General features: G+C 57.6%; 22 protein-coding genes. 11 read left to right on the top strand and 11 right to left on the bottom strand.

Going from position 1 to position 19233, the window contains the following annotated elements; genetic code table 11:
- Nucleotides 1-24: 24 nt before the first annotated feature.
- From FHW16_RS10725 to FHW16_RS10735, 3 genes are read left to right on the top strand one after another with little or no spacing between them, the layout of a single operon-like run.
- Nucleotides 25-735 carry an ABC transporter permease gene (locus FHW16_RS10725; protein WP_182549190.1) on the top strand — a complete coding sequence of 237 codons (711 nt, stop codon included), beginning with the start codon at nt 25-27 and terminating at the stop codon, nt 733-735.
- A complete protein-coding gene (locus FHW16_RS10730; protein WP_182549191.1) occupies nt 732-1568 on the top strand; it encodes an ABC transporter permease in 837 nt (278 codons plus the stop codon). Before FHW16_RS10725 ends, FHW16_RS10730 begins: the two co-directional genes overlap by 4 nt.
- 25 nt (nt 1569-1593) lie before the next feature.
- Nucleotides 1594-2214 carry a glutathione S-transferase family protein gene (locus tag FHW16_RS10735; protein WP_182549192.1) on the top strand — a complete coding sequence of 207 codons (621 nt, stop codon included), beginning with the start codon at nt 1594-1596 and terminating at the stop codon, nt 2212-2214.
- Between the two features lie 4 nt (nt 2215-2218).
- On the opposite strand, the gene FHW16_RS10740 is transcribed toward FHW16_RS10735, so the two are convergent.
- The gene (locus tag FHW16_RS10740; protein WP_182549193.1) at nt 2219-4675 is read right to left on the bottom strand and encodes a penicillin acylase family protein; all 2457 of its coding nucleotides are present in this window, start codon (nt 4673-4675) and stop codon (nt 2219-2221) included.
- Nucleotides 4676-4736: 61 nt separating this feature from the next.
- Between FHW16_RS10740 and FHW16_RS10745 the strand changes: the two genes are divergently transcribed.
- Nucleotides 4737-5606: an NAD(P)-dependent oxidoreductase gene (locus FHW16_RS10745; RefSeq protein ID WP_182549194.1), complete on the top strand. Its 870-nt coding sequence runs from the start codon at nt 4737-4739 to the stop codon at nt 5604-5606.
- A 43-nt stretch (nt 5607-5649) separates the two neighbouring features.
- Here the strand turns inward: FHW16_RS10745 and FHW16_RS10750 are convergent, their stop codons facing one another.
- From FHW16_RS10750 to FHW16_RS10765, 4 genes are all read right to left on the bottom strand, one after another.
- Nucleotides 5650-6129: an Lrp/AsnC family transcriptional regulator gene (locus FHW16_RS10750; RefSeq protein WP_091877656.1), complete on the bottom strand. Its 480-nt coding sequence runs from the start codon at nt 6127-6129 to the stop codon at nt 5650-5652.
- Between the two features lie 110 nt (nt 6130-6239).
- Nucleotides 6240-6857: a uracil-DNA glycosylase family protein gene (locus FHW16_RS10755; protein ID WP_182549492.1), complete on the bottom strand. Its 618-nt coding sequence runs from the start codon at nt 6855-6857 to the stop codon at nt 6240-6242.
- Nucleotides 6858-6870: 13 nt separating this feature from the next.
- Nucleotides 6871-7482 carry a glutathione S-transferase N-terminal domain-containing protein gene (locus FHW16_RS10760; protein WP_182549195.1) on the bottom strand — a complete coding sequence of 204 codons (612 nt, stop codon included), beginning with the start codon at nt 7480-7482 and terminating at the stop codon, nt 6871-6873.
- Nucleotides 7479-8120, bottom strand: a complete 642-nt coding sequence (locus FHW16_RS10765) for a thermonuclease family protein (RefSeq protein WP_182549196.1) — start codon at nt 8118-8120, stop codon at nt 7479-7481. The genes FHW16_RS10760 and FHW16_RS10765 overlap by 4 nt, the downstream gene beginning before the upstream one ends.
- Before the next feature lie 125 nt (nt 8121-8245).
- Here FHW16_RS10765 and FHW16_RS10770 point away from each other — a divergent pair, with 125 nt between their 5' ends.
- Both FHW16_RS10770 and FHW16_RS10775 read left to right on the top strand, forming a co-directional pair.
- Nucleotides 8246-9769 carry a sensor histidine kinase gene (locus tag FHW16_RS10770; RefSeq protein ID WP_182549197.1) on the top strand — a complete coding sequence of 508 codons (1524 nt, stop codon included), beginning with the start codon at nt 8246-8248 and terminating at the stop codon, nt 9767-9769.
- Between the two features lie 89 nt (nt 9770-9858).
- On the top strand, nt 9859-10305 hold the full coding sequence (locus FHW16_RS10775; RefSeq protein WP_182549198.1) for a DoxX family protein: 447 nt from the start codon (nt 9859-9861) through the stop codon (nt 10303-10305).
- A 53-nt stretch (nt 10306-10358) separates the two neighbouring features.
- On the opposite strand, the gene FHW16_RS10780 is transcribed toward FHW16_RS10775, so the two are convergent.
- Nucleotides 10359-10712, bottom strand: a complete 354-nt coding sequence (locus FHW16_RS10780; RefSeq protein WP_182549199.1) for a hypothetical protein — start codon at nt 10710-10712, stop codon at nt 10359-10361.
- A gap of 99 nt (nt 10713-10811) precedes the next feature.
- Here FHW16_RS10780 and FHW16_RS10785 point away from each other — a divergent pair, with 99 nt between their 5' ends.
- Nucleotides 10812-11261, top strand: a complete 450-nt coding sequence (locus tag FHW16_RS10785; RefSeq protein WP_182549200.1) for a MarR family winged helix-turn-helix transcriptional regulator — start codon at nt 10812-10814, stop codon at nt 11259-11261.
- Between the two features lie 56 nt (nt 11262-11317).
- On the opposite strand, the gene cobT is transcribed toward FHW16_RS10785, so the two are convergent.
- Nucleotides 11318-12337, bottom strand: a complete 1020-nt coding sequence (cobT, locus tag FHW16_RS10790; protein WP_182549493.1) for a nicotinate-nucleotide--dimethylbenzimidazole phosphoribosyltransferase — start codon at nt 12335-12337, stop codon at nt 11318-11320.
- A 153-nt stretch (nt 12338-12490) separates the two neighbouring features.
- Between cobT and FHW16_RS10795 the strand changes: the two genes are divergently transcribed.
- From FHW16_RS10795 to FHW16_RS10805, 3 genes are read left to right on the top strand one after another with little or no spacing between them, the layout of a single operon-like run.
- Entirely contained in the window at nt 12491-13264 is a 774-nt protein-coding gene (locus FHW16_RS10795; RefSeq protein ID WP_182549201.1) for an adenosylcobinamide-GDP ribazoletransferase, read from the top strand.
- A gap of 18 nt (nt 13265-13282) precedes the next feature.
- Complete coding sequence (locus FHW16_RS10800) at nt 13283-13516, top strand: DUF1289 domain-containing protein (protein ID WP_182549202.1); 234 nt, start codon at nt 13283-13285, stop codon at nt 13514-13516.
- Nucleotides 13516-14220: a retropepsin-like aspartic protease family protein gene (locus tag FHW16_RS10805; RefSeq protein ID WP_182549203.1), complete on the top strand. Its 705-nt coding sequence runs from the start codon at nt 13516-13518 to the stop codon at nt 14218-14220. The genes FHW16_RS10800 and FHW16_RS10805 overlap by 1 nt, the downstream gene beginning before the upstream one ends.
- A 7-nt stretch (nt 14221-14227) precedes the next feature.
- On the opposite strand, the gene dusA is transcribed toward FHW16_RS10805, so the two are convergent.
- Nucleotides 14228-15238, bottom strand: coding sequence for a tRNA dihydrouridine(20/20a) synthase DusA (gene dusA, locus FHW16_RS10810; protein WP_182549204.1), 1011 nt, complete (start codon nt 15236-15238; stop codon nt 14228-14230).
- Between the two features lie 317 nt (nt 15239-15555).
- On the opposite strand from dusA, the gene FHW16_RS10815 reads away from it, so the two are divergent.
- Nucleotides 15556-16623, top strand: coding sequence for a porin (locus FHW16_RS10815; RefSeq protein WP_182549205.1), 1068 nt, complete (start codon nt 15556-15558; stop codon nt 16621-16623).
- A 76-nt stretch (nt 16624-16699) separates the two neighbouring features.
- On the opposite strand, the gene phnN is transcribed toward FHW16_RS10815, so the two are convergent.
- The 3 genes from phnN to FHW16_RS10830 are packed head-to-tail and all read right to left on the bottom strand — an operon-like array spanning nt 16700 to nt 19175.
- Nucleotides 16700-17326, bottom strand: a complete 627-nt coding sequence (gene phnN / locus FHW16_RS10820) for a phosphonate metabolism protein/1,5-bisphosphokinase (PRPP-forming) PhnN (RefSeq protein ID WP_348643875.1) — start codon at nt 17324-17326, stop codon at nt 16700-16702.
- The gene (locus FHW16_RS10825) at nt 17326-18465 is read right to left on the bottom strand and encodes an alpha-D-ribose 1-methylphosphonate 5-triphosphate diphosphatase (RefSeq protein WP_182549206.1); all 1140 of its coding nucleotides are present in this window, start codon (nt 18463-18465) and stop codon (nt 17326-17328) included. The genes phnN and FHW16_RS10825 overlap by 1 nt, the downstream gene beginning before the upstream one ends.
- Before the next feature lie 2 nt (nt 18466-18467).
- Nucleotides 18468-19175 carry a DUF1045 domain-containing protein gene (locus tag FHW16_RS10830; RefSeq protein ID WP_182549207.1) on the bottom strand — a complete coding sequence of 236 codons (708 nt, stop codon included), beginning with the start codon at nt 19173-19175 and terminating at the stop codon, nt 18468-18470.
- Nucleotides 19176-19233 lie beyond the last annotated feature (58 nt).

The following is a 19233-nucleotide window of genomic DNA, read 5'->3' on the forward strand; positions in this document are numbered from 1 at the left end:
TCTGCAAAAGAATGAAAGAAGCCTATGGGCTCAATTGCGTTATTGGGATTTGGTGAAGGCGGCTGGGGCCTGAGTATTGCAAGCGGCATTCTTGTGACTGTCACTCTTGCGCTTGCAACATTGCCCATCGGACTGCTCATCGGATTTTTCGTGGCCCTTGGCAAACAGGCTGAAGAACCTTCCATCCGACTTGCGGCCAATATGTACACCACGATTTTCCGTGGCCTGCCTGAACTGCTTACCTTGTTTCTCGTCTATTTCGGTGCTCAGATCGGCATCCAGAAGCTCGGTGCATTGCTGGGTTTTTCCGGCACCATCGAAATCAACTCCTTTCTGGCCGGAATGTTCGCCATGGGTGCGGTCTTTTCATCCTATGCCAGCGAAGTTTTCCTCTCCGCATTTCGCGCCATTCCACGCGGCCAGTATGAAGGCGGATACGCCATCGGCCTTTCCTATGGCCAGACCATGTGGAAAGTCGTTCTGCCGCAATTGATACGCGTCGCCCTGCCCGGCCTCTCCAATCTCTGGATGATATTGCTCAAGGATACGGCGCTGGTATCCGCAATCGGACTGGCCGACATCCTGCGCCAGACTGGCGTTGCGGCGCGCGTGACCAAGCATGCTTTCTTGTTCTACGGCACGGCTTGCCTGATCTATCTGGTGCTGGCCATTCTCTCATCCTTCGTGATCAATGCCATTGAACGGCGCACGACAGCCAGCGGAGTGAGGCGATGACCGAAAGCTTCCTCAACGCCCGGACAACGGCGGTGACCCGCCCGCCTGCACCGGTGAAACGCTGGACCAAGACACGGATCATCGGCCATGTGCTCGTCGCCTTCTGGGCGGCGCTGATCATCGGTCTTCTGCTCGACCTTTACAGTGCTTGGGACATCGTTCTGATCCAGACCTATGGTCCAAAATACTGGCAGGGCCTCGTCACCACCCTGACGCTGGTATTCAGTTCCATCATTTTCGGGGCAATCCTGTCGATTCCCGTTGCCTACGGCAGAATGACCAAGAACAAGATCGCCTCTGCAGTCGCTTATGCCTACGTCTATTTCTTCCGTGGCACACCGCTTATTGCCCAGGTTTTCCTGATGTATTACGGCGTCAGCGAGTTTCGCAGCTTCCTCGAAACGATCGGCCTGTGGTGGTTTTTCCGTGAAGCCTGGTACTGCGGCTTTCTGGCATTCGCACTCAATACGGCCGCCTATCAGGCGGAAATATTGCGGGGTGCCATTCAGAGTGTACCGCTCGGACAATGGGAAGGCGCCGCCTCCCTGGGCGTTTCCAAGTTCGTGACATTCCGCAAGGTGATCCTGCCACAGGCGCTGATCGTTGCCCTGCGTCCCTACGGCAACGAGGTCATCCTGATGATCAAGGGTTCGGCTATTGTCGCCCTGATCACCGTTTACGATATCATGGGTTATACGAAGCTCGCCTACTCCAGAACTTTTGACTTCCAGGCATACCTCTGGGCGGCTATCATTTATCTCCTGCTGGTGGAAGTACTGCGTCACATCTGGGACTGGATGGAGCGTCGTATCACCCGACATCTGATACGCTGATTCAATTTACCGAAAAGAAACAATCATGCTGAAAATCTGGGGACGAGCCAACTCGTCCAACGTCAAGAAGGCTCTTTGGGCCGCCGAAGAACTGTCCATTCCCTATGAAAACATTCCCGCTGGCGGCGCCCATGGCATTGTTGACAGCCCGGAATATCGCGCCATCAACCCCAACAGCCGCGTACCCGCCATTGAAGATGATGGCTTCGCCCTCTGGGAAAGCAACACGATCGTCCGCTATCTCGCGGCAAAATACGGCAAGTCTACCTTGCATATCGAAGATGCCACGAAACGCGCCAGCGCGGAAAAATGGATGGACTGGACAACGTCCAGCATTGCCGGTCCGTTTCGCGACGTGTTCTGGAACACCGTGCGTCTCGCACCTGACCAGCAGGACCATGCCGCCAAGGCAAAAGGCCTTGAGGCCTGCGGCGAGATGTTTGCCATCGCCGATGCGGCCCTTGCCGCCGAGCCCTATCTGTCCGGTTCAGATTTCGGCGTCGGTGACATACCGCTCGGCTGCTTTGCCTATGCCTGGTTCGAAATGCCGATCAAGCGTCCTGATCACCCGCATCTGCTTGCGTGGTATGAGCGTCTCAAGGCCCGTCCCGCCTACCAGAAAGCGGTCATGACGCCTCTCACCTGACACCCTATTGCGGCTTCAGCCGCCAGATCCCGAGCAAACCATCCTGATAGGCCTTTTCGTCCGTCGGAATGGTGATCGCCTGCGTATCAGCCCATTTCTGTGCAAAATCGCGATAATTGGCTGAAAACACGTTTCCGGATTGGCCGGTTGTCTGGATATAAGTCGAGCGATTGAGATCAGCCAGATCAAACAGTCCGCGATAGCTGGTGCCGTGCACGGCGCGGTACGGATTGCTTTCATCCGTGAACAGGGATTTTGCCCGGTCCAGCGTGAAAGCGCCACCCGAGGCTGGCACGTCCACATTGAAGATGCGGTCGAGCGGACTGACCTGTGCAAAAGGGCGATGCGCGCCATAGGCATAGTGCACGGCGCCCCAGTTCCATTTCGAACGGTCCGGACCAAGACGCCCGTCCAGATCCTTCAGGGCATCGCCAAGCGCAAGGGCAAGCACGTCACCGCAGCTTTCCTTTTCCGGAGTGCGCCCGTCATCACACCAGTCACGCGCCGGATTGGGTCCAAGCCAGCGCAGCATGGCCGACACGCGGCCCTGCCAGTAGGTCGGGAACGCCTCACCCAGATCATCCTCGACGATACGTTTGGTTGCCATGCGCAGCCATGCATTGAAGAGCAGCGGCTCGATGCGATTGCGGTCCTCGACATAATCCCACTGACTCAACTGCTTGAAAGCGGCCTGATCGACATCCTTGCGCCCTTCAATGAGCTTCAGCATGACAGGCCCCAGCACCGCATAGGCATTGGAATAGGCATCGCCCTGCGCCTTGCGGTTGGTCTCCATCGATTGCTGGTTTGCACCGTAGAGCAACGACTTGATCCGCTCGAAGCGCCAGGCTTCGTCCCAGTCGAACGTCAGGAAATGCGGATAAGCTGCATCGACCATCTTGGTATTGGCGGTGCCGATGACATTCTCGGCAGGATTGTAGCTGCGCGGCAGTTCCTCATAGGGAATGGTGCCCTTCCAGTCATAGGTCGCGTCCCAGCCCGGAGACGGCGCACGCCCCATGATCCGGTTGGCCGGATCGCGCACGGGCACCCGGCCCGGTGCGATCAGACCGATATTGCCGTCGACATCGGCAATGACCATCGATTGCATGGGCGTCACGAAATCGCGCATCCCATTCTGGAAGTCGGTGACGTTGGCAAAATCCCACAGCTTCAGGCCAGCCGATATGGTCTTGTCATCCGATGCAAGCGCAGTCCATGATAAGGCCGCAACCGTATTCTCAGGCAGGTAATGATCAAGCCCGCGGTAATCAGCCGGCAGCACAGGACCGTGCCGCGTCACCAATCGGTCAAACGTCACGTCGCTGGCGCCTTTGACCTTGATCGTGACAGGCTGTTTCTGGAACGGCGCAAATCCCTCCGGTGTCTGATATTCATTTGCGTTGGCCGGATTGATGCGCTCGACAAAGATGTCCTGCACGTCGGAGCCGGTATTGGTAAAGCCCCATGCCAGACGGTCATTGCGCCCGAGCAGCACCAGTGGCGCACCGGGAAGTGTGACGCCGACGAGATTTCTGCTGCCGCCATCGGCACCTCGCACCTCAAGATGGGCGAGATACCAGACAGCAGGCGCCATCAGGCCAAGATGCGGATCATTCGCCAGTATAGGCTTTCCGGTTTCGGTTCTGGCCCCACCGACAACCCAGTTGTTCGACGCCCCGGTCGACATGATGGCGTTGAGCGAGGCAAATTGCTGCTCGGCTTCGAGGGCGCCGGTCTTGATCGTTCCGCTCGGCAGACCAAGCAGTTGCTTGAGATCCGGCATGGGTGGCGGCGTATCGCCTTCCACCGGCGGCAGCAGATCGGTTATTTCGGCATCCGTCATTCCGAGCCGGGCAAATTTCAGCCGGAACACTTCCTGATCGATATTGGCCGCAAGCGTTACTGACATCATCTTCAATGTCACAATGACATCGGCTGCAGTCCATTCATCCGGTTTGTAGCCAAGGATGACAAACTCCGGCGAATATTTGGATGCGAACGAACGCCCCTTGCTGTTGATGAAAGCGTTGATTCCCTTGACATAGGCGTCGACGCGCTTGCGATCGGCCGGATCAAGTGCCGCAGCCGAGGCGACGGCGGATTCATAAACGCCGAGTGACCGCAGAAACCGGTCTGTCGAAACCGTTTTGTCTCCGAACATCTCCGAGAGGCGCCCCTGCCCGGCCATGCGGGTCACTTCCATTTGCCACAGGCGCTCCTGTGCGTGGACAAAGCCGAGAGCCGTCAGGACATCATCGACATTGCTGCCGACAATATGCGGCACCGCGTTCTTGTCCCGCGTGACCGTGACGGGCGCGGAGAGGTCTGCCAGCACCATCTCGCCCGTGGCCGGAGCTACGGAACGTGCCAGCCAGACATAACCGATGCCGCCGGCCAGAAGAGCGAGGGGGATGAGAGAAAAAACAATCCACAATAGGCCTTTGATGATCCGCCGCATTGTCCTAACCTCTCCCGCAATTCTTCGAACGCATAGCCTATCTGACAGAGGAAATTACGGAATGGCAACAGTCACATTTATTGGTCTTGGTGTTATGGGTTACCCGATGGCGGGTCACCTGAAGACTCGTGGGGGCCATGACGTCACCGTCTTCAATCGCAATGGCGAGAAGGCAAAGAAGTGGGCAGCCGAGTTCAATGGCCACCATGCACCAACTCCGGGAGAAGCAGCTGCGGACAAGGATTTTGTCTTCTGTTGCGTGGGAAATGATGACGATCTGCGGGCCGTGACCATTGGTGAGAACGGCGCTTTCCATACAATGAAAAAGGGCGCGATCTTCGTCGATCACACCACCGCATCGGCTGAAGTGGCGCGCGAACTGGATGAAGAAGCACGCAAACGCGGCTTCCATTTTCTTGATGCCCCGGTCTCCGGCGGCCAGGCCGGCGCGGAAAATGGCGTCCTGACAGTCATGGTCGGTGGCGAATCAGATGCTTTCGACAAGGCAAAGCCGGTCATCGAATCCTTTGCCAAGATGGTTGGTCTGATGGGTTCTGTCGGCGCAGGCCAGTTGACCAAGATGATCAACCAGATCTGCATTGCCGGTCTGGTCCAAGGTCTGGCCGAGGGCATTCACTTCGGCAAGAAGGCCGGACTCGATATCGAGAAGGTGATCGAAGTCATTTCCAAGGGAGCGGCAGGCTCGTGGCAGATGGAAAACCGCCACAAGACCATGAATGCAGGGAAATACGATTTCGGCTTTGCCGTCGACTGGATGCGCAAGGATCTGGGCATCTGTCTCGACGAGGCCGATCGCAACGGTGCACAATTGCCTGTCACCGCGCTGGTCGATCAGTTTTACAAACAGGTGCAGAATATGGGCGGCAAGCGCTGGGATACATCATCCCTGTTGGCACGGCTGGAGAAATAATCCGGCTGTCAGAATTGGATCGCCAAAGTATCGGGCTGAGAAATCAGCCCGATTCCTTTTCGATGCTCATGTAATCGAGCGGCAGTTCTGTCGTGTATTTGATCTGCTCCATGGCAAATGCCGAGGACACATCGCGAATGTCGATCTTGGCGATCAGGCGCTTGTAGACGGCATCATAGGCGGCAATATCGGGCACAACCACCCGCAGGAGATAGTCGACGTCACCGCTCATGCGGTAGAACTCGACCACTTCAGGGAATTCCTGAACCACCTCGGAAAAACGCTTCAGCCACTCGTTGTTGTGAGCGCCGGTGCGGATCGACACGAACACCGTGACACGCGTATTGACACGAACCGGATCGAGGATCGCAACACGGCGTTGGATCACGCCATCTTCTTCCAGTTTCTGGATACGGCGCCAGCACGGCGTCGTCGACAACCCTACCTTCTTGGCGACGTCAGCCACCGCAAGTGTTGCATCCTCCTGCAGCAGGCGAAGAATTTTTCGGTCGAGTCTGTCCATGATCTCTTGTCCCGTTGGAATGGGATACTTTATGGTCCGTAATTCCACTACCGTACAAGAAAATTATTCTAAACTTTGTAAACTTCAAAAAAATTTCATCCGGAAAGCAGTCAAATTAGAATCTTGACCTTCTCTCGCAGCACAGGAAGAACGTTCTCTCCGAACCAGGGATTCCTGCGCAGCCACCCGCTGTTGCGCCACGACGGATGCGGCAGGGGTAAAATGGAAGGTCCGGACACTACATTGAAATAATCCTGCCAGTGAAACACCGTATCCGTCATGCTGGCACGGCGGCGGCTTCCCAGATGATAGGCTTGCGCATACTGGCCGATCGTGAGGATGAGCTCGATCTGCGGCATGGACGCAAACACACTGTCATGCCAGGTCTCGCGGCACTCCCTGCGCGGCGGCAAATCCCCGCCATGCGCATCATAACCGGGGAAGCAGAAGCCCATCGGTACAATGGCGAACTTGTCCCTGTCGTAGAATGCATCGCGATCCACCCCGAGCCACTCACGCAAACGGTCACCGGAGGGGTCATTGAACGGCACGCCGCTGTTGTGAACCCGGATGCCCGGTGCCTGCCCGCAAATGACGATGCGTGCGGTCTGCGACAGCACGCAGACCGGATTGGGCTCATTCGGCAACGGCGGCAGATAGCGCGGCGCGTCCCGGCAGAGGCGGCATGCCTTGATCTGCGATGACAGCCTATCCAGAACCGGGCTCAACGCGTTCAATCTGTCACGCCTTGGCGCTGGGACGGCTTGAAACAGCTTCGTGCCAGCGTTTTACATGGGTGACGTGATCGGGCATCTGGATGCGGGCGGGTTTGAAGAAATCGATGGCGACAAGGCCAGTAATATCGGCAATGGAGTAGTCACCGCCCGCGATGAATGCGTTGTTTTCAAGGTGTTTGTCGAGAATATCCAGAAATGCCAGAGCCTTCGGTTTGTTTGCCTCGCCCCATTCGGGGATTTGCGGCACTTCCCATTCGATCATGGCGGGATGAATGTGCCTGAACGCTGCGGCAACACACGCAAGCAGATGCAGTTCGACCCGCCGCTGCCACATCTCCACCAGCGCCTTGCCGAGCGCACCCCGCCCGAACAGGGCAGGTTCGGGATACAGTTCCTCGAAATACCGGCAGATCGCCACGGACTCGGTGATGACAGTTCCGTCATCCAGTTCGAGAACAGGCAGACGTTGTATTGGGTTGCGTTCCGTGACTTCAGCCGACCGATGTCCCATTGCGCCCATATCGATGGGCACAAGCGGCACATCGATACCCTTTTCCGCCAGAAATATCCGGGCGCGCCGCGGGTTTGGCGCGCGTCCTCCATCATACAGTTTCACCAGAGCTCTCCCAATTTCTGATCAATCCAGTCATAGACGCCATTGATCCCGTCGACCAGCCAGTCGATGAATGAAGGTGGCGTTTCCATGTTTCCCTCATGCACTTTCCGCCAGTCCTGCGGCCTGTCAAAGGAACCCGCCCAAAGGCCTTTTCGTTCCCCACGAGCCCGCATTTCTTCCGTTTGATAATCTCCATAGCCCGTTGCCTGACCGGCTTCAACCATCGCCCGGTTCAGGTTGGTTTCACTGGCAAAGCAGGTCCCGAGGTCGCGCTTGTACTTGTCTTTACCGCTTATCGTGCACCGTACCGCTCTGCCGCCGATCAACTTGTCCAACGCGCGCCGCGCAACCTGGCCGCAAGGGTAATCATCCTGTCCTTCGCCGCAGCGCTGGGCAAGCTCCGGCGCATCTATGCCCTTCAGGCGCACATGCTTGCCCGTCAGGACAATGGTGTCGCCATCGATGACATAGGCTTTGCCTGATATCTCCGGCTCATCGCGGGGGATCGACAGCCGCGCTGCCAGAAGGGCGACGAGAGCAAAGAAAACCAGCATCAGGGTGTAATCGATCAGCTTCCGGCCGAATGATCGCGGCGGCTGAGCCGGGCGCTGCCAGCGCGGGCGATATCGGCCATTCATCGCACATTGACTTCCATATCGGTTGATTCTCCTGCGCAAATTTGAAGTCTTTTAATCATTTATGAATACGCTTGCGATGCAATGCTGCCGAATGAGCAGACAAACGGCGATCTGGAACGAGGCGCATGGCATTACTCGACGCGGCAAGTGCAGACAAAAACATTGTTGACCGGCGTAAACTGCCGCGCAACAAGGATTTGTCTGTCGTCGTCCGGCGCGCCCGTGACCGCTTGATGGAACATGCCGGCGTCAAGCATTTCGAGCGCGAATTGCTGTTCATGCATACCCGCGCACTGATCGTCAACGCTGCCACGCTTCCGCTTTTCATCACCATGATCGCTGTCGCTGGTGTGCTCGCCGGTTTTGGCCGGGACATGGTCGTCTGGGCCGGCATCACCATCGGCCTTTATGTGATCCTCGGCCTTCTGGCGCGCCGTCTGGAAAAGATCGGCATCACGGACGAGCAGGTCAAGAACTGGCAGGTCATCTATCTCGGCGGCCATTTCCTCACCAGCATGGGCTGGGCCTATTTTTCCTTTCTGAGCTGCACCACCTGCGGCATCAGCCTGTTTCCGGTCATACAGGCCGTTGTCCTGATCCTGGCCATGGCCATCACCGCCATCATCTGTTCGGCCTTGCGGGCAGCCATTCTCGCGGCCTTCACGGTGCCTGTCATCACCTATACGATCCTCGCCACGAGCCATCTTCAGAGCCCGATACAGGCGACAATGGTCATCATGCTCTTTGCCGGGCTTGCGTTCTTCTATCTCGTCGCCACACGCCTCAACCGTTCCGTTTCCGTGTCGCTCGCCCTGCAGGCGGAGAAAGACGCGCTGATTGCCGAGCTGGAAACAGCCAATGCCATGTCCGACGAAGGCCGCCGCCGCGCCGAGGAAGCCAATCTTGCCAAGTCGCGTTTTCTCGCGTCCATGAGCCACGAACTGCGCACGCCGCTCAACGCTATCCTTGGCTTTTCCGAGGTGATGGCCAAGGAAGTTCTCGGCCCCATGCAGAACCCGACCTATCGTGATTACGCCAGCGATATCCATACCTCGGGTGAACATCTGCTCAATCTGATCAATGAAATTCTCGACCTGAGCCGGATCGAAGCCGGCCGTTACTCCATCAACGAGGAACCGCTGCTTCTGAGCGATATTGCCGACGAATGCATCCACATGATGGATCTGAAAGCGCGCAACAAGGCCATCCGGCTGGTTCCCCAGTTCGAGACAGGTCTGTGGAACTTGCGGGCGGACGAGCGGTCGATTCGCCAGATCATCCTGAACCTCCTCGCGAATGCGGTAAAATTCACCCCGCAGAATGGCCGCATTGACATCAAGGTTGGCTGGACGGCAGGTGGTGGCCAGTACGTCTCGGTGCGTGACAACGGCCCCGGCATTCCGCCGGAGGAAATCCCCGTTGTCCTGTCGACCTTTGGCCAGGGTTCCATCGCCATCAAGAATGCCGAACAGGGAACAGGCCTCGGCCTGCCTATCGTTCAGGCCCTCGTCCACATGCATGACGGCGAATTCCACCTGTTCTCCAAGCTGCGCGAAGGAACAGAAGCCCTCGCCACCTTTCCCCGTGCGCGGGTCCTGCACAATACCGGTTTGAGCGGGAAAGCCACAAAACCGCGAAAAGTTGCCTAGAAAACTCAACTTCAATTTATTGTTATTTGCTCGTTACTTAGCGCCTCTCCATTGCTTGTCCGTGCAACAGGTTCACATGGGGAAGCTTCATGAACGCAAATGGAAATAACCGCCCGCTGATCATTCCCGCCCTAGGCGGCGTCTACAATGGTCTGGCGCAACTCTCTGAAACACTTCTGCGGGTCATCGCCGGTGGGGCGCTTGTCGTACACGGGTCCGGCAAGATCGCAAATCCGTTCGGTGCCGTCGAAATGGTCGAGGGGCTCGGTTTTTATCCGGGGGTGTTCTGGTCACCGCTGCTGGCGGCAACGGAGTTTTTTGGCGGAATCCTGCTGACACTCGGCTTGCTGACCCGGCCCGCCGCCCTTGCCACGACAATCGTGCTGTTGGTGACGGTCTACTTCCACTGGATCGTGCAGGGACAGGGATGGTCAGGCTCGGAGAAATCCATTCTCTGGACCGCGATCCTGTTTTTCTTTGTCGTCCGCGGCGCCAGCAATTATTCGGTTGACGCCAAAATCGGCAAGGAATTCTGAAGCAACGCCGTTATGCTGGCACGCACTCGACGTGCCAGCATTGCCTTCAGCGTTCAGGCAAAGAATCGCGCGATCACCATGCAGACAGCAGTGATCGCCAGCAGACCGGCTGCAATACGATGCGACACATCAGGTTTTCTACGCAGGGCACCCTGTACGCCAGCAGCAGCAATGGCGGCGAATACGCCGATCCCGAGAACCGTCTCGGAGCCTGATAGCCAACTGCCGTGATAAAGCCCCATCAACGCAGCGCCACTCAGAAATGCTACCGCGGCGGCCCCCATTTGCGGCCGAAAGAATTGCTGGCTTCCCGCTCCACCCATGCGGGCGAGCGTAAACGTCGACCCCGCCCAAAAAATCGATGACAATATGTGAATGGCGAGCAATATCATCAGAAAGACTGGCATTACGAACCTCCCTGTCCGCGCATCTACGCGCGTTGGCACCTTGATTGATACGAACGAATAATACATAGATATCTAACAATTCGATGTCAAAGGATTAAAATGGGAATTGCACATACGCCAATCGGATTGCTGGTGACGCGCACCGCCAAAACCGTCGCCCGTACCTTCGACGACGCTCTGGCTGCGGAGGGCGGTTCGATATCCGTCTGGCTTGTCCTGCTGGCGCTTGTACGCGGTGGCCACCGAATGCAGTCGGAATTGGCCGACGAGGTTGGCATTCAGGGGCCCACCCTGACGCATCATTTGAATGGCATGGAGGACGCAGGGCTGCTGGTGCGAAAACGGGCACCGGACAATCGACGTATTCATCTCGTCGAATTGACCGAGACCGGGCGCACGATGTTTCATCGCCTGCGGAACGTCGCCTTAGCCTACGACGCACGATTGCGTGCAGATGTTACCGAAGATGAAATGAACGTGCTGCGCAGTCTATTGGAACGGTTGGCAGTCAATGCTGTTCGACAGGACGTGCAGAAAAAAGCAGATTAGATCGGGTCAGCCGGCCGACCCCGGCAAATTATCCGGGGTCGGCCATTCGACAATCGTCAATCCCGGTTGCTGACACCCGCCTGATCGAATGTCGCCATACCGCTGTGGCAGAGTGCGGCAGCCTTGACGATACCGGCCGCCAGCGCTGCGCCGGTGCCCTCGCCCAACCGCATGCCAAGATCCAGCAACGGCTTCTTGCCGAGCTTTTCCAGAACCTTGCGATGGCCCGGTTCTGCCGATACGTGCCCGAACAGGCAATGATCGATGGCCTCGGGGTTGGCGGCATGCAGAATTGCAGCGGCCGATGTCGCGACATAGCCATCGATAATGACGGGAATTTTTTCGACGCGCGTCGCCAGAATGGCACCGACCATCGCCGCGATCTCGCGCCCGCCGAGACGGCGCAACACTTCGAGCGGGTCCTTCAAATGCGAGCCATGCAGCGCCACAGCCGTGCGCACGGCATCCGCCTTACGCTTCATCCCGTCGCTGGTCGCGCCCGTGCCGGGTCCGACCCACTCTTCCGCCGTGCCGCCATAGAGGGCGTGGAAAATCGCCGCCGCAATGGTCGTATTGCCGATGCCCATCTCGCCGATGCACAGAAGATCCGTGCCGCCTGCAATGGATTCCATGCCGAACGCCATCGTGGCCGCACAGGTCTTTTCGTCCATCGCCGCTTCTTCAGTGATATCGGCGGTCGGATATTCCAGCGCGAGATCGAAGATTTTCAGGCCGAGATCGTTAGCGATGCAGATCTGGTTGATCGCCGCACCGCCAGCCGCGAAATTTTCCACCATCTGCGCGGTGACTGACGATGGATAGGGCGAAACGCCCTTGGCCGTAACGCCATGGTTGCCGGCAAAAACCGCAACCAGCGGGCGGGTTACCTGCGGGCGCGGGCGGCCTGTCCATGCGGCAAGCCACTCCACGATCTCTTCCATGCGGCCCAGCGCGCCCGGCGGCTTGGTCAAGGTCGAATCACGCTTGCGAACAGCAGCAACGGCAGCCTCGTCAGGTCCAGGCAGGGTTTCGATGAGAGTGCGAAAATCGTCAAATGGCAGGCCAGTGGTCATGATATTCCTTGCAACCAAGTCTTCATGGCAAATTATCAATGCACGTCCTATAAGCTTTGGAACAGAAAACGCAAAGGCCATCGCACGGCATTGAATGTCGCGCCCGCGGTCCATTGCTCCTTTGTCAACAGACCCCTTGGTCAACAGGAACATGTCATGGATCTGGTGAAGGAAACGATGCGCGCACTGGCCTTTCTGTCGCGCTGGCCGGTCTCGCCACAGTGGTTCGAGGGTTACGAGGGCTCGCTGCACGATACTGTCCGCGGCTTTCCGCTGGCCGGCATCCTGATCGCCCTGCCGCCGGCTGTGGTGATCGCCGCAGGCGCGGCGCTTGATCTGCCCGAATTCGTCACTGCATTGCTGCTGGTCACGGCATCGATCATTGTCACCGGTGCGCTGCACGAAGATGGGCTTGCCGACGTCGCCGATGGTTTCTACGGCGGCAAGACCAGCGAGCGGCGCCTTGAAATCATGAAGGATTCGGCAATAGGTTCCTATGGAACGCTCGCGCTCATTATCTCCGTTCTCCTGCGTATCGCATTCTACATGGATATCCTCAGCGAACTCAGCCCGGCTGCGTCCATTGCCGTTCTGGTGGCAACCGAAGCAGCAAGCCGCGCGGTTCTCAGCAAATTCTGGCAGACACTACCTTCCGCGCGGTCCGGCGGCGTTGCCGACCGCGCCGGAATACCGACGGCAGACGCTGCCAATTTTGCCCTTGTTATTGGCGGCATTGTCTTTGTCATCGGTTATGGCGCAGCCGGAGGACCATTTGCCGTGATTGTTCCCGCATGCCTGACCGCATTAGTCTTTTATGGCTTTTCAGCCCTCTGCCGCGATAAAATCGGCGGGCAGACCGGCGATACGTTGGGCGCCATGCAGCAATTGGCAACGATTTCCCTTTTGCTCGGGCTTGTCATTGTACTCTAACCGTACCAAATCTGGGATATGAGCATTATCGAGTCACCCTGCATCCTCGTTTGCGCCATCGATATGAAGACCGGTTATTGCTTCGGCTGCGGGCGCACGCGCGAGGAAATCGGCGCGTGGTCAGTGATGTCACCGGATAATCGGCGAACCATCATGGCAGATCTCCCCGCCCGCATGGAAACCATCGAACGCCGCCCCCGCCGCGAAACGCGCCGCGGCCGTATGGCGCGCGAAAAGGAACAGGGTATCTGATGCCCCGCCTGTTCTGGATTATCATTGCCCTTATGGCCGCGGCTTTGTTGCTCCTGATGGCCAACAACGACAGCGGCACGACACTGGGTCTGGCCAATGATCAGTTTGCCCGCCTCGCCTATATGAGCATCTGGGGTATTGCCCTTGCGGCGGGCCTGCTCGGCTCCGGCATCCCTCTCGGCCATTTCCTGCGCAACATGGCAATGTGGCTGATCATTTTGCTCGCGCTGGTCGCGGGCTATCAATATCGCTACGAATTGCAGGACATCGGCCACCGCATCACTGCAGGCCTGATCCCAGGCAGCCCGATTTCAAGCAGGGATGGTGATGGCGCTGTGACCGTGACGCTGGCCAAGGCCGAAAGCGGCCATTTCGAGGTCAATGGATCGGTCAACAACGCGTCGGTCAGCTTCATGGTCGATACGGGCGCATCGTCCATTGTGCTCTCTCATGACGATGCGCGGCGCGCCGGGCTTGATCCGGACAAGCTTTCCTACAGGACGCCGATCATGACGGCAAACGGCGCCGCCACCGCCGCCATCGTGACGTTGGATGATATCAGGATCGGCGCCATAGAGCGCCGCAACATCCGTGCCATGGTGGCGCAGGACGGACGCATGGACGGCAGCCTGCTCGGCATGAATTTTCTCAATACCCTGAGCGGATTTTCTGTGCGCGGCGACCGCCTGATTCTGTCGGATTAGAAAAAGTTCAGGCGGCCTGATCGGCCAAAGCAGTCTGCACGGCTTCATAAGCGCGGCGGATAACGCCGCTGTCCGCATCGGGTTTATTGGCCTCGGTCGAGAGTATCTGACGCCAGCGACGGGCACCGGCGGCGCCATGGAACATACCGACCATATGGCGTGCCACATGCGACACGCGCCCTCCCTGACGGATATGCTCATCCGCGTAGGCACACATATGGTCGATGATCGCATCAACCGATGCTGCGGGATGCGCGTCGCCGTATATCGCCGCGTCCACGTCGAGGAGCATCGTCGGGTTATTGTAAGCCGCGCGGCCGACCATCACCCCGTCCACATGATTCAAATGATGAAATGCTTCATCAAGCGTCTGAATACCACCATTGATCCCAATGAATTGACTCGGGTTTTGCCGTTTGAGCCTGTAAACACGATCATAATCCAGCGGGGGAATATCCCGATTTTCCTTCGGTGAAAGCCCTTTGAGCCAGGCCTTGCGGGCATGCACCCACAGGGCATCGGCACCGGCCGCAAACACGCCACCGGCAAGATCATCGAGCGCCTGCTCCACATCCTGGTCATCAACACCGATACGGCATTTCACTGTTACGGGAATGGACACCGACTGTTTCATGGCGCGGACACATGCAGCCACCAGATCAGGTGTTTTCATCAGGCAGGCACCGAACGTGCCCGATTGTACACGGTCGGACGGGCAGCCGACATTCAGGTTGATCTCGCGATAACCGAACGCTTCCCCTACCCGCGCAGCCTCGGCAAGCTTGGTCGGGTCGGAGCCGCCCAGCTGCAGGGCAACGGGATGCTCATCGCTGGAAAATCCCAAAAGACGATCGCGATTGCCGTGGATGGCCGCATCGGCAACGATCATTTCCGTGTAGAGCAATGCATGGCGTGAAAACTGCCGGTGCAACGTCCGGCAATGGCGATCGGTCCAATCGATCATCGGCGCAACCGCAAAGCGATTGTGCTTATAGCCATTGCAAGGTTCAGCCATCATTGCCACGTCCAGATGCTTTCGATTGATTACCGGGCGCCCCATGGCGCAATTCCCAGTTTCGCAGAACGGGCATAATGGTCAAACCAAAACGGCCTACATTCCATGCGTCACGCCGCCCGTCATAAAGCGCAAAGCCGATTTTGTCCACCGAACTGAGATCATGGCGGCATTGCTGCGCGAGGACCGGCGCACATACGAAGTAGCGTGATAAAACCGCAACAAGCTTTACCGAACTGGAAGTTCGACATTATTTCAGTCTTACACCATCATAATATTCGGCCTAAAAGTGATTCACTGATTTGGATGGAGGCTCTCCCATGAACATCAAAGCTTTTCTCTTCGGCTCGGCTGCAGCGTTGGTTGCAGTAACTGGTGCGCGCGCAGCTGATGCTGTCGTCGTTGCAGAGCCCGAACCCGTCGAATACGTTCGCGTCTGCGATGCTTACGGTAAAGGTTTCTTTTACATTCCCGGTACCGAAACCTGCCTGAAAATCGGCGGCTATCTGCGCTATGATGTTGGTGTTGGTGACGATGTTTACAACGGTGGCGAGTATGGCACCTGGAACAAGCATCTGCGGACGGAAATTCGCTTTGATGCCCGGTCGGAAACCGAACTCGGCACCTTGCGTTCCTACATCCAGACCCGTTTCGAATATACGAATGGCGAGAACAGTGGAGGCACCATACCCCAGGCGTTCATTGAGCTCGGTGGTTTCCGCATCGGTGTCGCCGACGAAATCTTCGGCTCATGGACCAACTATGCCGGCGATATCATCAATGATGACGTGATCAACTACAACAGCTGGGCAACCAACCAGGTCAGCTATACCTATGCCGCAGGCAATGGTTTGTCGGCAATCATCGCCGCTGAACAGGGGTCGGTCAATGAAGGCTATTCCGACTATGTGATTGACGATTATCTGCCGCATCTGATGGCCGGTGTGAAGTTCGAACAGGGTTGGGGCGGTGTTAGCGCGATCGGCGGTTATGACTCCAACGTCGAAGAGTTCGCCGGTAAACTGCGCTTCGACGTCAAGTTCACCGATACATTCTCCGCCTTTGTCATGGGCGGCTATCAGTCCGGCTATGATGATACCCGCGTCAACCGCAATTTCCTTGCGCCATGGCATGGTGACTGGGCTGCCTGGGGTGGTCTTGCGGCCAAGGTTTCCGACAAGGCGACAGTCAATGGTCTCGTCGGTTATGAGTCAGAAGGCACTGTTGCCGCTGCACTCAACGTTGCCTATGAAATCGTTCCGGGCTTCGTGATCACGCCGGAACTCAACTACACCAAGTTTGACGGCGACCGTAAGGCTGACTCCCTTGCCAATGGTGGTAGTGACGATGCATTCGGCGGCACAGTGCGTTTCCAGCGCAACTTCTAAGAAGGCTGAAAAGCCAGATAAAACCGGGGGCTTGCCCCCGGTTTTTGTATGTCGGGCCCGGTTTTGGAGTTTTGTTTCAGATTTGCTCTGAGACAGCGGCAAACGCTGCAGACTTCTTCAAAACGGCAACAAACGCATTGCCCGCATCGGACACAGCACCTGAATTGTCGATCATGACGGCATCGGCTGGATCGCAGGGATTTGGCACTGCCCGCATCAGACGGCGTTTGATTTCCTCTGCATCTTCCCGACCGCGCGAAGCCAGACGTTGCGCCAGAACGTCATGCGATGCGGTGATATGCACCACGATGAAGTTGGCATAGGAATCCCGCAACGCCGGCAGAATGCCACGGGAAACATTGGCAACGGCTACAACACCCTGCTCCACGTACTGGTCCACCGAGACAGGCAAGCCATAACGCAGGCCGTGTGCCTCCCAGCAATGACAGAATGCTCCTGCCCGCTGCGCAGTCAGAAATTCTTCTTCACTCAGACTGTCATGGTCTTCCGCGTCAACCGTTGACGGCCGTGTCACCACACGGCGCACAAAATGGAAATCCGGCTGCCCTTGCAGGGCCTCGCGGGCGAAATCCAGAATAGTGTCCTTGCCCGCACCGCTCGGGCCAACAACGGCGATGAATACGCCGTTGCGCAGCGGTGCAGATGCGGGATTGAGTGCTCGTTCGATCATTGCTGCCGCCATCAGACCACCCGGCGACCTTCACGCCAGACAGTACGAACAACCGGAATATGCTCGTCGACACGAACGCGCACCAGATCGGCACGCTTGCCGACCTCGATCACGCCGCGGTCATCGAAACCAACCGCCTCGGCCGGGTTCTTGGTTACCAGCCGAACGGCGTCCGGCAGGCTGATACCCTCGACCACATCACTCAGGAAGAACGTCGACTGGATCAGACTGAATGGAATGTAGTCGGAAGACAGAATGTCGAGATGGCCGTGTTCAACCAGTTCGCGTGCCGAAACGTTGCCGGAATGCGAACCGCCACGCACAACGTTGGGAGCGCCCATCAAGACGGCAAGGCCCGCGTTTTTCGAGGCAGCGGCGGCCTCCAGCGTTGTCGGGAACTCAGCCACGCGAATACCCTGCTCCACCGCTTCGTCAACATGCGCGGTCGTTGCGTCGTCATGGCTGGCGAGCACGATACCACGCTCGCGGCATAGCTCCGAAATGGCTTTCCGGTGCGGTGCGGAGTGGCGGGCGGATTCCTCCATGCGCTCTTCGCAGAACACATTGAACTCGAGATCAGAAAGCTTCAGTTTGCGCTGATAGTAATAAGAGTAGGTTTCCAGATCGACAAACTGGCGCTGGCCCGGGGCGTGATCCATGAGGGATGCCAACCGGACGCGGCTGTCATTGTCGAAGTAGTGGAAGCCGTCGAGGCAGTCGGCCACCGACACTTCGCAGCGCAGATGGAAATAGTGATCCGCACGCAGGCGATCCTGCTGCACGCTGTCTTCAATCGCATCGGCCAGCTTGCGGATTTCCCCGGCGGACATGTCTGCATCCCGGTCAAGGCCGATACGCAGCGCATCGAGGACCGTGGTGATACCGGAGCTGGCGATTTGCGCGTCGTGCGCGAGCACCGCGGCAATCGGGTTCCAGCGCACGCGCGGACGCGGCGAGTAGTGTCCCTCCAGATGATCCGTGTGCAACTCTATAAGCCCCGGAATGAGGTAGTCACCGGCAAAGTCTTCCCCGCCCGTTGCCGTTCCGGTCGAAATATCGGCGATCTTGCCGTCACGGATCAGGACGGATCCCTTGATGACGTCATCTTCGAGAACGATTTGCGCGTTGTTCAGGATCAATTCGGCGGACATGATCAGGCAGTCTTTCTACGGTTGGTTCCGGCCAGCGGATGCAGCGAGTGAATTTCAAAGGGAAAGCCAGGCTCGGCTTCCGTAAACAAAGCGAGATTGTTGATTTCGACCGGCTCTTCGAGGACAGGCTCCAAGAATTCACTCAAAATGCGTTCGATTTTTGGCCGGTCCCGCTCGGGAACCGGTCCCGTCAGCGTCATATGGAAACGGAATTCCTCGAAAACATAGGGGTAGCCCCATTGTTCCAGATTGCGGCGCTGGGCCAGCGAGAGTTTTTCCGGATTGCGGCGTTTGATCTCCGCTTCGCTCGGCGGCGCGCGGAACCGGTCGAAGGCAACGGTCACGTCATTGGCCAGCTGGTTCAGCCGGTCCACCGGCTCTTCCGGCACGAGGGCAAAAAACCCCTCAAGATTGGCGATCGTCAGCTTGGGAATTTCAACCGGATCGATCGAAGATGCAAAATGCATGAGGGCAGACAGCAATTCCCGCTCTTCAATGCCTTCAGCCAGATGGAACGGCGCCTTCAGCGTCGCGTGAAACCCATAGCGGCGCGCCGATTCGGTCAGTTGGGCGAAATCCTCATGCGCCAGATCACGAATTTGCGGCGGCCGGACCGGCTGGCCGGTGAACGCGTTGCGGCCAAGCCAGTTCGCTGCCACTTTCAATAGCGGGTCGGCCGATGGCGGCGTGAAGTAGATTGCATAGCGCATGGATGATTCCTCTGGAATAGTCTCGCGTTACGCTCCGATTATGACAAGCCTTTGAACG

The sequence above is a fragment of the Phyllobacterium myrsinacearum genome (genome assembly GCF_014138285.1).
In the GTDB taxonomy this organism is placed as follows: Bacteria; Pseudomonadota; Alphaproteobacteria; order Rhizobiales; family Rhizobiaceae; genus Phyllobacterium; species Phyllobacterium myrsinacearum_A.